General features: G+C 73.3%; 9 protein-coding genes. 5 read left to right on the top strand and 4 right to left on the bottom strand.

From position 1 onward, the window contains the following. The first annotated feature begins 20 nt into the window (after nt 1-20). The gene (locus FRAEUI1C_RS19430; RefSeq protein WP_013425039.1) at nt 21-1,973 is read left to right on the top strand and encodes a flavin-containing monooxygenase; all 1,953 of its coding nucleotides are present in this window, start codon (nt 21-23) and stop codon (nt 1,971-1,973) included. A gap of 18 nt (nt 1,974-1,991) precedes the next feature. On the opposite strand, the gene fxsT is transcribed toward FRAEUI1C_RS19430, so the two are convergent. Further along, nucleotides 1,992-4,736, bottom strand: coding sequence for an FxSxx-COOH system tetratricopeptide repeat protein (gene fxsT / locus FRAEUI1C_RS19435; RefSeq protein WP_232425053.1), 2,745 nt, complete (start codon nt 4,734-4,736; stop codon nt 1,992-1,994). Nucleotides 4,737-4,960: 224 nt separating this feature from the next. Here fxsT and FRAEUI1C_RS19440 point away from each other — a divergent pair, with 224 nt between their 5' ends. The 3 genes from FRAEUI1C_RS19440 to FRAEUI1C_RS19450 are packed head-to-tail and all read left to right on the top strand — an operon-like array spanning nt 4,961 to nt 8,104. Continuing rightward, entirely contained in the window at nt 4,961-5,740 is a 780-nt protein-coding gene (locus tag FRAEUI1C_RS19440; RefSeq protein ID WP_049806946.1) for a class I SAM-dependent methyltransferase, read from the top strand. 16 nt (nt 5,741-5,756) lie between these two features. Further along, the gene (locus FRAEUI1C_RS19445; RefSeq protein WP_013425042.1) at nt 5,757-7,019 is read left to right on the top strand and encodes an acyl-CoA dehydrogenase family protein; all 1,263 of its coding nucleotides are present in this window, start codon (nt 5,757-5,759) and stop codon (nt 7,017-7,019) included. Continuing rightward, the gene (locus tag FRAEUI1C_RS19450) at nt 7,016-8,104 is read left to right on the top strand and encodes a type III polyketide synthase (protein ID WP_013425043.1); all 1,089 of its coding nucleotides are present in this window, start codon (nt 7,016-7,018) and stop codon (nt 8,102-8,104) included. Before FRAEUI1C_RS19445 ends, FRAEUI1C_RS19450 begins: the two co-directional genes overlap by 4 nt. A gap of 9 nt (nt 8,105-8,113) precedes the next feature. Here FRAEUI1C_RS19450 and FRAEUI1C_RS19455 read toward each other — a convergent pair whose 3' ends face one another. Genes FRAEUI1C_RS19455 through FRAEUI1C_RS19465 form a run of 3 tightly spaced genes read right to left on the bottom strand, consistent with a single transcriptional unit; the run spans nt 8,114 to nt 11,615 of the window. Further along, nucleotides 8,114-10,411, bottom strand: a complete 2,298-nt coding sequence (locus FRAEUI1C_RS19455) for an FtsX-like permease family protein (RefSeq protein ID WP_013425044.1) — start codon at nt 10,409-10,411, stop codon at nt 8,114-8,116. After that, nucleotides 10,408-11,094 (bottom strand): ABC transporter ATP-binding protein, encoded by a 687-nt coding sequence (locus FRAEUI1C_RS19460; RefSeq protein WP_013425045.1) that lies wholly within the window; start codon nt 11,092-11,094, stop codon nt 10,408-10,410. The genes FRAEUI1C_RS19455 and FRAEUI1C_RS19460 overlap by 4 nt, the downstream gene beginning before the upstream one ends. Then, nucleotides 11,091-11,615: a PadR family transcriptional regulator gene (locus FRAEUI1C_RS19465; RefSeq protein ID WP_041259510.1), complete on the bottom strand. Its 525-nt coding sequence runs from the start codon at nt 11,613-11,615 to the stop codon at nt 11,091-11,093. The genes FRAEUI1C_RS19460 and FRAEUI1C_RS19465 overlap by 4 nt, the downstream gene beginning before the upstream one ends. Nucleotides 11,616-11,879: 264 nt before the next feature. Here FRAEUI1C_RS19465 and FRAEUI1C_RS19470 point away from each other — a divergent pair, with 264 nt between their 5' ends. Continuing rightward, the gene (locus FRAEUI1C_RS19470; RefSeq protein ID WP_013425047.1) at nt 11,880-12,683 is read left to right on the top strand and encodes a hypothetical protein; all 804 of its coding nucleotides are present in this window, start codon (nt 11,880-11,882) and stop codon (nt 12,681-12,683) included. The last annotated feature ends 2 nt before the right edge of the window (nt 12,684-12,685 follow it).

A 12,685-nucleotide genomic window follows, 5' to 3' on the forward strand; every position in this document is an offset into this window, starting at 1 on the left:
AGCCGAAAGCGAGCACGCCCATGAGCACCGGACCGGAATCGCCCGACGCGGAGTTACTGGCGGCCACCGACGAACAGATCGACGACGCCGTCCAGTACGCCGACCCGATGGCACTGCGCGGCCTGCTCTACCAGCTCACCGGCGACGAGTCCGTCGCGGCCACGAAGGTCGGGCCGGTCCCAGGCTATGTCGGGGGAAACCTCTCGTTCGGGCTGACGGACCCGGCGGACATCGCGTTCCTGCGGGCCCGGGCCGCGCGTTTCCTGAAGGAACGCCGGGACGGCGGCGCGCCGCCCATCGGGCCCGGGCCGGTGGAGCGGCTTGCGCGCAGCCTGGCCCTCGCGGGAGGCATGGCCGAGCTACCCGCCGAGGACGTCGAGCTGTGGGTGGAGGAGCTTTCCCTCGACCCCTGGGCTCGTGGCCTGACCTGGGAGCGGCCGCCGGAGCCTGACCGGCTCGCGGAGTTCTCGGTCGTCATCATCGGCGGCGGGATGGGCGGCCTGAACGTCGCGGCCCAGCTCAAACACGCCGGCCTCACGTTCACCCTGCTGGAGAAGAACTCCGGCGTGGGCGGAACGTGGTACGAGAACCGCTATCCCGGCGCGCGGGTCGACTCGCCGAGCCGCGCCTACACCCACATCCTCGGCGTCGAGTTCGACACGCCGTCGCCGTGGTGCTCCCAGGGCGAGAACGAGACGTACTTCAACTGGTTCACCGACCGGTTCGGCCTGCGTGAGCACATCGAGTTCGACACCGAGGTCACGACGGTGACCTGGGACGAGAGCGGCGCGTTCTGGGAGGTCGTGGCCGACGGTCCGGGTGGGCGCCGGGTGCTGCGGGCCAACGTGGTCATCAGCGCCGTCGGCCTGCTGTCGCGCCCGAGCCTGCCGCGGATCACCGGGATGGACACCTTCGCCGGCCGGTCCTTCCACACCGCGCGCTGGCCGCAGGACTTCGACCCGGACGGCCGGCGGGTCGCCGTGATCGGCACCGGGTGCTCCGGGGTCCAGCTGGTTCCGGAACTGGCGAACCTCGCCGGGCACGTGACCGTCTTCCAGCGGACCCCGCAGTGGCTCTTCGAGCACGACGGCTACCGGTCGCCGTTCCCGGACCAGGTCCGCTGGCTGGACCGGAACTTTCCCTACCACCCGCACTTCATGCGGTTTCGGACCAACTGGCTGCTCGGCCCCTACCTGTCCGGGCCGCTGCGGGAGATCGACCCGGACTTCGTCGACCCGTTCGCGCGCAGCGCCGTCAACAAGCAGATCCGTGACGAGCGCATCGCGTTCATCGGCAAGAAGCTGGCGAGCCGGCCGGAGCTGGTCGAGAAGATGATCCCGCCGCACCCACCGTTCTCGACCCGGCCCGTCCAGGTCGACTCCCGGTACAACATGTACGACGCGATCATGCGCGACGACGTCACCCTGGTGACCGAGGGAATCGACCGGATAACGCCGGCCGGGGTCCGCACCGTGGACGGGGCCGAGCACGAGGTCGACGCGATCGTCTACGCGACGGGATTCAGGGCGAACGAGTGCCTGTGGCCCATGGAGGTGCTCGGCCGGGACGGACGGTCCGTCCACGACCTGTGGGCGAAGGACGGCCCGCGCGCCTACCTCGGCGCGATGCTGCCCGGCTTCCCCAACTTCTTCCTCATCTACGGGCCGAACATGAACCCGTACGGCGGCCTCGGCGTCGTCAACCACCAGGAGATGGTCACCCGTTTCCTGCTGGACTGCGTCAAGGAGGTGCTCGTCACCGGGAAACGCTCCGTCGAGGTCACCGAGGCGGCGTACTGGGACTACAACGACCAACTCGACGCGCGCGAGAAGTACAAGATCTACAAGGACGAGCGGGCGAACAGCTACTACCGCAACGAGCACGGCCGGTCCGTGACGAACTGCCCGTTCCCCGGCAACGAGATGTGGCACCGCCTACGCCACCCGAACTTCGACGAGGTCCTCGTCCGCTGACGGCGGTGCAGGTGAGCTTCATTTCCACCACCGCACCCTGGATTTCCCGATCGTCCTGCTGCCCGGGTACTGTCGATAGACCGCGTATGACCGCAGTTGCCCCAGGATGATACCGAAGGTCTCCGTCAGCCAGACGAAAATAAATCCAAGGTAGAGACCCGACACGAATGAGGAAGAAAGATATCTTTCGGCCAGAAGAAAGGCAGGGATCCCGAGGAACACACGTCCGAGCGCCGGCAACAGGCCCCAGTGGTCGCCTCGGGGCCAGACCAGGAGAATGGATACCAGCAACCCCGCCGTCTTCTCGGCAGGGTTGATGGACACGGCCTGCAGGAAGAGGCAGGCGCACGCGTAGAGTCCGAGCACGATGGCGGACGTCCGCTTCATGGTCCGCGAGCGGACGGCGGTCGCGAGATGCATCGCGACGACCAGCGTGATCGGATGGCCGCTGCCGACGACCTCCCGGCTTCGCGCGAGGGTGGCCTCCCCCAGCCGCCGCGCCGCCGCATAGTGGCCCGTCGACCACAGCGTGACCGCCAGGTTCCCCGCGGCGCGCAGGGTGTGCGGGTGGTTCTCGCCGAGAATCTCCCGGCGGCGGGCCAGCACGCCCTCCTCCAGCTCCCGCGCCGCCGCATAGCCGCCCATCGCCCACAGAATGACGGCCAGGTTCCCCGCGGCGTACAACGTGTCCGGGTGGTTCTCACCGAGAATCTCCCGGCGGCGCGCCAGCACGACCTCGGCCAACCTGCGGGCGGCCGACCAGTCACCCAGCTCCCCGAGCGTCGCGGCGAGGTTGCCGGCGGCTGTCAGCACCTCCGGGTGATCCTCACCGAGGACCTCCCGGCGGCGCGCCAACACATTCTCCTCCAGCGCCCTGGCCGCCGAATAGTCCCTCAGCTCGCGCAAGGTCGCGGCGAGCCCGGCTCCCGCCGTCAGCGTGTCCGGATGATCCTCACCGAGGACCTCCCGGCGGCGCGCCAACACGTCCTGCGCCAGCCCTCGCGCCGCCGCATAGTCACCCAGGGACCGCAGGGTGACGGCGAGGTCCGCCATCGCGGTCAGCGTGTCCGGATGATCCTCTCCGAGGACCTGACGGCGGCGCGCCAGCACGTCCTCGGCCAACTCCCGTGCCGCCGCGTAGTCCCCCTGCCCCAGCTCCCCAAGGGTCGAGGCGAGGTTGGCGGCGGACGTCAGCGTATCTGGATGATCCTCACCGAGAATCTCCCGGTTACGGGAGAGGGCCCGTTCTGCCAGTGCGCGACTACTCGGCAGGTCGCCCCGGCTCAGGAGATACCGCGTGAGCCTGCTGATCATGGCGCGGCTGTCCGGGTCGTCGTCGTCCACCAGCTCGACGGCCGACGCGTGCGCGTACAGCAGCGCGAACCGGGGCCAGGCGTCCGGTCGGTCCCACGCGTCCGGGCGGCCGTGCGCCAGCAGCCGGCGGGCCGCCGTGCGCAGCACCGGCCGCAGGTCGGCGGGCGTGTCCTCGCGCAGCACCGCACCGGCGAGACGATGCATCACCACCGCGTCGTTGTCGTCGGTGCGGCGGACCAGGGCGAGAGCCAGCAGGCGGCCGACGGTTTCCGCCCACCCGATCCGATCCGCCGAGGCGCGATCCAGCGGGGCGGGAAGCAGCACCGCGACCTGCGGGCGCACCAGATCCAGCGGGATCGGCTCCGGCCCGAAGTGCGCCCACAGCCGAGCGAGCATCACCGCGGTCGGGTCTTCAAGCTGGTGCAACGTCACGGTCCAGGTGGCGGCGACCGGCCGAACGCCCTCCGGCGCACCTCGGCTCATCAGCTGCTGAAGCTCGGTGGACAACAGCCCGGCGTACTCGCCGGGCCTCATCGACGTTTCCGCGAGAAAGGCCCCCGCCTGCTCGACCGCCAGCGGAAGGTTCCCGAGCGACTCCGCGATCCGCGCCGCGTCCCGGTCGCCGATTCCCGGGACGCGGGCGCGCAGCAGCGCCACGGCGTCCATCGACGGCAGCACGTCGACCCGCACCGACTGGGCCACCCCCGACCAGCGATGGTCCCGCGATGTCACCAGCACATGCCCACCCGAGGCCGACGCCGCCCGCAACAACCCGAACAAGTCACCCGGCGCGCCCGCGTTGTCCAGCACCAGCAACCAGCGCGCGAACCGCGTTCCCGACCCCAGCAACGCCACCAGCGCCCGCACCGACTCCTCGGCGGCGCCCGCCACCGCCACCCCGATCCGCTCCGCCAGCCACACCAGACCAGCCAGCGTCGTCGCGGGTTCCTCGGCCGCCACCCACCACACGAGGTCGTACTCCCGGCCGAACCGGTAGCAGTACTCCGCCGCCATCTGCGTTTTCCCCACCCCGCCCAGACCATGCAGCGCGACCGGCAGTACCGCGGCCGCGCCGGACCCGACCAGCTCGGCGCGCAGGACCGCCAGCTCCGCGTCCCGCCCGGTGAAAAGCGGGTTGCGCGGCCAGCCCACCTCCCACACGGCTCCCGTCCCCGCGCGGCCCGACGACTGGCCGGTCGTGCCGGCGAAGACGGGGTGAGCCGGGTATTGCTCGCGGGCGAGGGTCAGCAGCCGCTCCGGCCCACCCGCGACAATGCCGTCGGCGAGCAGCGTCGCGACCGCGGTCCAGAACACCCGCGGGCTCGCGGTCGTCCACGGAAGGTCACCCGCCGGAATCCCGGCTTCCCGCACCACCTGCCGCGCTGAACCGGGGTCGGTGAACACATCGGCAAGCGCCGCTATCTGCTCACCGGTCAGACCTGCTTTCACGCCACCCCCGGCAGCCCTGTCGGCCCGAACGGCAACCCCGCCGTTCCCGCCCCGCAGCATCCCACCCACATTCCCTCCAGCCATCGACGGCCGCTCCGGCGCCGAACGCCTCCGGTTTCTCCGAACGGGCGCGAGGCCGAGAAGGAGTGGGCGATACTGAAGATCGTCATGGTTTGCCACTTTTCTCCGGGGGCTGGGTGAACGGGTCGACAGGCCGGTCGGGATTGACGTTTCGCGCACCCCCTACCGGTCCGGAGTCGGCCCGAGCAGGGTCCGCCCCACCGGGCGGCCGGCCGCCGCGGCGGCGGCGCAACGACCCCGCCCAGTACGACGACCTCGCCGACCAGTGGTGGCCCACGCACGGCCGGTTCGCGGCCCTGCACTGGCTGGCCGAGGCGCGGGCGCGGCTCATCCCGCCGCCCCCGAGCAAGGGCGCTCCGTTGCTCGACCTGGCCTGCGGCGCCGGCCTGCTCGCCCCGGTGCTGACCGGCGAGCTGGCGGGCTGGCGGCATGTCGGCGTCGATCTCTCGTCGGCCGCGCTGCGCCAGGCCCGCGAGCACGGCGTCACCACGGTCCGGGCGGACGTCACCCAGCTGCCCTTTCGGGACGGGCAGTTCTCCTGTGTCGTGGCCGGCGAGCTCTTCGAGCACCTGGAGGACCTCGACGCGGCCTGCGCGGCGATCGCGCGGGTCCTCGCGCCCGGCGGAACCGTCGTGATCGACACGCTCGCGGACACGCTGTTCTGCCGGATCGCCCTGGTCCGCATCGCCGAGCGGCTGCCGGGCGGTCCGCCGCCGCGCCTGCACGACCCCCGGCTGCTGGTCTCGCCCGACCGGCTGGGCGCGGCGCTGAAGCGGTCCGGCATCGACCTGCGCGTCGTCGGCGGGCTTCGTCCCTCGTTTCGTGACTACCCCCGTTGGCTGGCGCGTCGCGCCGACTCGGTCCGGATGGTCCCCATCCGGTCGACCGCGGGCGTCTACCAGGCCGTCGGCACCCGGTCGTGACGAGAGGACGACGGCGATGAGCGTGGAACTGGACGGCCTGGTCGACGGCGCGCGGGTCGACGGCGCGGGGCTCGCCCGCGGGGTCGTCGCGGCGATCGCCGCGCGAGCGGGCGAGGCGGATCGCCTCGGCGAGCTGCCGGCGGCCGACCTCGACGACCTGCGCGCGGCGGGCCTGCTGGGCCTCCTCGTACCCCGGCGTCTCGGTGGCCTGGGCGGCACGTTCGCCGACTGGGCCGACGCCGCCCGCGTCCTCGCCGAGGGCAGCGGCTCGACCGCCCTCGCCCTGAACATGCACACCTCCGTCGTCGGCGCCCTGGCCGGGACCCCGGACGAGCTGGCCCGGGCGATGGGCGCGCCGGAGTCCTACTTCGCCGCGCGCGACCGGGTGCTGGCCCAGGCCGCCGCCGGGTCGTTCGTCGCCGTCGCGATGAGCGAACGGGGCGCGGGCTCCCGGCTGTCCGCGCTGCGGACCTCCTACCGCCCCGAGGGCGACGGCTACCGGATCACCGGCCTGAAGTCGTTCTGCTCGGGCGCCTCGCACGCGGACCTCTACTTCGTCGCGGCCCGCGCGGCCGACGAAGCCACGGCCGGCGACGCCACGGGCGAGAGCGACGGCCAGCCGGCGGGAAAGGTCAGCCATTTCCTCGTCCCCGCCGGGGCGGGGGTGACCGTCGAGCCCAACTGGGACACCCTCGGGATGCGCGGCACCGGCAGCCATGACCTGCGCCTCGACGTCCGCGTCCCGGCGGACGCGCTGATCGGCGGCCTGGAGGGCCTGAGCCTGCTGATCGCGCAGATCATGCCGCAGTGGCTGGTCGCGTCCTACGCGGCCGTCTACGCCGGGGTCGGGCGCGCCGCCTTCAACGCGGGGGTCGAGCACGCCCGCGGCCGCGCCGCGCCCGGACTGCCGAACGGCCTGGTCGGTCTGCCCGCGGTGCGGGCCAGGTTCGGCCGGGCCGACGCCGCGCTCGCCGCGCTCGACCTGGTGGTCGACGAGTGCGCCCGACGGGTCGACGCCGATCCCGGCTCCCCGGCGGCGAACAGCTGGGTGTGGCGGGCGAAGCTGCTGGCCGGGCAGACCGCCCAGGACGTCGCGACCTCCGTCGTCGAGGCCTGCGGGACGGCGGTCACCCGGCGTGGGCATCCGCTGGAACGGCTGTACCGCGACGCCCGGTGCGGGTCGCTGCAGCCGGCCACCTCCGATGTGTGCGCCGACTGGCTGGGCCTCGCGGCGCTGGGCGGCGACCCGGACGCGGACGCCGACGTGCCCCGGTGGTGACGACGCGGCTTCGGGGCGCGGCGCGGCCCGCGGGCACCGGCCCGGCCGCCGTCATCGCCGGGATCGGGACCGCCTTCCCCGGGCTCCTCGACCAGCAGAACCTCTGGGACGAGTACTTCGACCGCCGGTGCGGCGGTGACCGGGTCGCCCGCCGGATCTTCCTCGGGTGCGGGGTCCGGACCCGGCACGCGGTCGTTGACCCGCGCGACGAGGACGTCAGCGGCTGGTCGACGGGCGCGCGGATGCGCCGCTACGTCCGGGACGCCCAGCCGCTCGGCCTGCGGGCGGCCACCGCGGCGCTCGCCGACGCCGGCCTGAGCGCCGCCGACGTGGGACTGTTCGTCGTCGTCTCGTGCACCGGCTACAGCACTCCCGGCCTGGACATCCAGCTCGCCCGTGAGCTGGGCATGTCGGAGCGGGCCCGACGCCTGGTGATCGGCCATATGGGCTGCTACGCGGCCATTCCGGGGATGGGAACGGCCGCCGACTTCGTCCGGGCCCGCGGTCTGCCCGCGCTGGTGCTGTGCGTGGAACTCACCTCCCTGCATGTCCAGCCGGTGCCCGAGGGGGGCGGGCGTGACCTGGAGCAGGTCGTCGCGCACGCCCTGTTCGGCGACGCGGCCGCCGCGATCGTCCTGATGCCCGACGCCGCCGGCCTCGAGGTCCTCGACACCACGGCCGCGACCGCCCCGGCCAGCGAGGACCTGATGACCTGGGAGGTCACCGACCACGGGTTCCGGATGGGCCTGTCCTCGAAGGTCCCCGACGTGCTGGCGTCCCACGTCGAGGCGGCGACGACGGCGTTGCTGGACCCGTTCGCGCTCGGGCTCGCCGACGTCCAGGGCTGGGCGGTGCATCCGGGCGGGCCGCGCATCGTCGACGTCGTCGAGGAGCGGCTCGGGCTGGACCGGGCGCGGACCGACCCGAGCCGCCAGATCCTCGACACCCGCGGCAACTGCTCGTCGGCGACCGTGCTGCTCGTCCTCGAACGGCTGCGCGGCACGCTCGACGTCGGCGCCCCCGCCGTCGGGATGGCGTTCGGCCCGGGCCTGACGTTGTGCCTGGCCCTGCTGCGCCGCAGGTGACCGCCGGTCTCAGCCGTTGCGGGCCGACTCGGGACCGGTGAGGCGGGTCAGCAGCGGCAGCGTCGACGCGATGATCCCGAGCGACAGGGCGAGGCCGGCGACGACGAACGCGTAGTAGGTGACGCCCGGCGGGACCAGGCCGTAGCCCAGCTGCGATCTCAGGAACATCGCCGACGCGGCGAAGCCCGCGCCGGTCGCGAGCAGCGCCGCCGAGAGCAGCGGCAGCACGCTCTCCATGCCGACGACGCGGCGCAGCACGGCCAGCGGCGCCCCCGCGAGGCGCAGCATCGCGAACGGGCGGCGACGGTCCGACAGGCCGGCGACCACGCTCACCGCGAGGCTGCAGCCGGCGATCGGCAGCGTCGTCGCCAGCACCACGTTCGCCAGCTGCCGCCAGCCGGCCAGCACCCGCTGCTGCTCGGAAGCCCAGTCGTTGACCATCCGGACCTCCTGCTGGGGGTATGCGACCGTCAGCAGTGTCCGGGTCCGCTCCATCGCCGCGGTCGACCCGTCGGTGGTGACGTAGAGCATCTGCACGGGCAGGCTGGTGATCGCGGCGCTGCTGATCGGGGCCGTCGGCCACACCTGGTTCGGCGCGGACTCGAGGTTCAGGAAGGCGTCCAGCGCGACGGCCGCGACGCTCGCCCCGGCCGAGCAGTGGCCGATGACGACGAGGCGGGCCAGGTCCGAGCACGCCACCAGGCCATCCGGCACCGTGGGAACCTCCGCGAGCAGCGGGTCGCCAGGAGCGGCCCGGGTCACCGGGGTCCCGGGATCGCTCGGCGGGCCCGAACGGACCTCCAGCACCTTCCCGATCTTGTCGGGATCGGCGTGCACGACCGCGAGGCCGGCAAGACCGGGGACGGCACGAAGCTGGGCGACGAGCCGGTCCGGCGTCGCGCCGGTCAGCGGCGCGTCGGACAGCGAGCCGTCCTGCACCGCGGTCCTCGTCTGCGCGTCACCGGCCAGCGAGCCGCGATCGGCGTTGATGGTGCCGATGATGCTCACCGTCGCGGTGGTCACGAACAGGGCGAGGACCAGGCCGCTGACCGAGCGGAAGCCGGCCTTCGGGTCGTCGGCGAGCCGGCGCGCGGCGATCAGCGTCGCCGGCCGGCGGGCCCGGCGGGCACCCGCCCGCGCGGCGGCCATCGTGAGCCATGGCCCCGCCACCACCAGCCCCAGCATCACCAGCAGGAAGCCGGTGAGATACGCCGCCGCCTGGCCGTTCGTGCTCGCCGGCCGCCGGCCGAGGAAGAACGCGAGCTCACCGAGCCCGGCCACGAGAACGAACAGCCGCCAGACCTGGGGCGGACGTGGCGTCACCCGGCGGGTCACGCCGAGCGGGGAGATGGTCACCCGCCGCAGCGCGACCCGCGCCGCCACCGCCGCCGCCACCGGGACGCCCAGGGCGACCACCACGGCCTGAAGCGCCGTCAGGGTCAGGTCCGCGGTGAAGAACCGGTCACCGGTGAAGGGAACGGTGGCCACGGCCGGGCGCAGGAGGAAGAAGAGGCCGAAGCCGACGACGAGACCAGCCCCGGCGGCCACCGTCGACTCGACCGTCGAGATCACCGCGACCTGGCGCGGCGTGGCGCCGACCAGGCGCATCGCGGCGTACCGCTGCTCGCGGGTCGCGGCGGACAGCCGCGTCGCGGAGCCGATGAACATCAGGACCGGGAACACCAGCGCGGCCGCCACCACCGAGAAGATCAGCGTCAGCGCGTCGCCTCGCACACCGGACGCCGGGCAGTCGTCGCCGCAGACGGGTGGGAACGTACGGGCGAGCGTGGTCACGGACCGCGCGTCGGGCCCGGCCTTCACCTCGGCCTGGGTGCGGCCCAGCACGGCGACCAGCGCGTCCGGCGAGGCCAGCGCGTCGTCGCCGACCAGCCCGGCGAGGCGGCCGGGGAACCGGTCGCCGAGCTGGTCGGCGGGCGTCGCGCGCAGCAGCCGGGCCAACGCCGGTGAGGCGTAGTACTGACCGGCCGCGGGCACCCTGGCCAGGCCGGGCGGTACCGGCGCGGTCGGTCCGGTCGCGGCGACGTCGACCTCGACGATCGACCGGCCGTCGTAGTAGTCGGTGTGCGCCCGCCACAGGAGCGGGTCGACCGGGGCCGTCTCGGTCCGGCTCGCGGCGCCGCTGTCGAGCCAGATCTGGCGGTCGTTCTGGTGCCCGACGGCGTTGCTGGCGGCGAGTGTGGACAGCAGCAGCCCGACGCCGACGGCGACAGCCGCGGCGATCATGACGAGGCGCCCGACCGCGGACCGCCCGCCGCTGACCGCGAGGCGCAGCGCGAAGGCGATCACGAGCCGACCCGTTCGACCGTCAGCGGGCTGGTCCGGCCGTCGCGGACGATCACCTGGCGGTCGGCGTAGGCGGCGACCCGCGGCTCGTGGGTGACCAGGACGACCGTGCTGCCCTGTTCCCGTGCCGCGTCGACCAGCAGGTCCATCACCTGCTCGCCGGTCAGCGAGTCGAGGGCGCCGGTCGGCTCGTCGGCGAAGAGCACCCTGGGCCCGGTCACCAGGCCGCGGGCCAGCGCGACGCGCTGTGCCTCGCCACCCGAGAGCTCGCCGGAACGGCGCCGGTGCAGGCCGTCGAGGCCCAGCCGGGCGAACCACGGCCTCGCCTCGGCGAGGGCCGCCGCCCGCCTGCGCCCGCCCAGCAGCAGCGGGAGCGCGACGTTCTCCTCGGCGGTCAGCTCCGGGACGAGCTGGCCGAACTGGAAGACGAAGCCGAACGTGTCGCGCCGCAGGGTGCTGCGCCGCTGCTCGTCGAGGGAGTCGATCCGCTGCCCGTCGACCCACACCTCCCCCGCGTCGGGCACGAGGATGCCGCCCAGGCAGTGCAACAGGGTGGACTTGCCGGAGCCGCTCGGCCCCATGATCGCCACGACGTCGCCGGTCTCGACGGTCAGGCTCGCGCCGCGCAGGGCCGGGGTCCCACCGAAGGAGACCTCCAGGTCGCGGGCCTCGATCAGGGCGGTCATGCGCGCACCTTCGCGGCGAGCTGGTCCAGGCGGCCCGTCGTCGCGTCGATCCAGCGCAGGTCCGCCTCCAGGTGGAAGAGGCCGTGGTCGGCGAGCAGCACGTCGACGATCTCGCCGGTCCGGCGCAGGTCGGTCAGCTCACGCATGCGCCGCAGGTGGGCCAGGCGCTGGGTGTCGAGGTAGCCGTGCGCGTCGCGGCCGAGCATCAGGGCCAGCACGACCTTGGTGAACAGCAGCGACTGCAGGTTGGGCTCGGGCGTCACCGCCTCGGTGAGCCACGCCTCGAACTCGGTGGCGCCCGTCTCGGTGATGACGTAGCGGCGGCGTTCCGGCCCGTCGCCGGGCTCGGCGTCGCCGGCGAGGACCTTGCCGTCGCGGGCCAGCCGGCCCAGCGTCGAGTAGACCTGGCCGTACGGCAGGGGCTTGCCGCGGCCGAAGAATGTGTCGTAGTCCCGCTTGAGGTCGTAGCCATGGCTCGGCTCGCGCTCCAACAGGCCCAGCAGCGTCAGGGGAACACTCACAAGGTCACTATACACCGGGTATCTATCCCGGGTGTAGGTCCCTGGTGAGTACGGGCGGCGAGCGCGGCCGTTGTACACGGGCCCGCTGCCCGTCCCGGCGGCCCCTGTCGGCTGCCTGACCCCATCCCGCCAGACCGTCGCCACGAATCACGGGTGACGGCGGGCTGGGGCCGAGGCGTCGCTGGGGCGCCCCGGAGTCGCTCGCCACCCGAGATACGCGTGCTCGCACGCGACTGACACACGCGACTGACAAGGTGGCCCCGGATGGCATTCGACGTTGACAGCTTCGCGCGCACCGCCGCGCCCGTGCGTACCGACGACCTGGGTGACCTGGCGGAGCGGTTCGCCCGCCGGCCGCTGTCCGACGAGGGCCTGCGCTGCCTGCGCTACATGCACGACGTCGAGAGCCACACGGTCTGCTACCTGCGCGACCTGCTTCTGACGCCGTCGCACCGGGACCCGCGGATCACGACGTTCCTCACCGTGTGGAACTACGAGGAGCACTCTCACGGCGTGGCGCTCGGCTCGGTGCTCGCCGCGCACGGCGAGCCGCACGGCGACGAGCGCAACGCCGCGGTCCGCGCGCGCCAGGGACGCTTCGAGGGGCTGAAGGCGATGCTCACCGCGGCCGCGGCCGCCGCCGTCGGCGAGGACTTCGTCGCCGTGCACATGAGCGTGGGCGCCGTGAACGAATGGACCACCCGGTCCGGCTACGCCCGGCTGATCGAGCGTGAGCAGCACCCGGCGCTGACCGCGCTGCTGACCCGGATCATGGCCCAGGAGAGCAGGCACATCGCCTTCTACGCGAGCGAGGCCAGGACCAGGCTGGCGGCGAGCGCACGGGCCCGCCGGGTCACCCGCTGGGCGCTGCGCCGGAAGTGGGCCCCGGTCGGCTCCGGGGTCATGCCCGCCGAGGAGACGGCGTTCGTGCTCGGGCATCTGCTGGACGGGGAGTCCGGGCGGCGCGAGGCGAGCCGCATCGACGCCCTGATCGACCGGCTCCCCGGCCAGGCCGGGCTCGGCCTGATGACCGGCACCGCCGACCGCTACGCGACCGCGGTCCGGTAGTC

The organism is Pseudofrankia inefficax, assembly GCF_000166135.1.
GTDB classification, from domain to species: Bacteria; Actinomycetota; Actinomycetes; order Frankiales; family Frankiaceae; genus Pseudofrankia; species Pseudofrankia inefficax.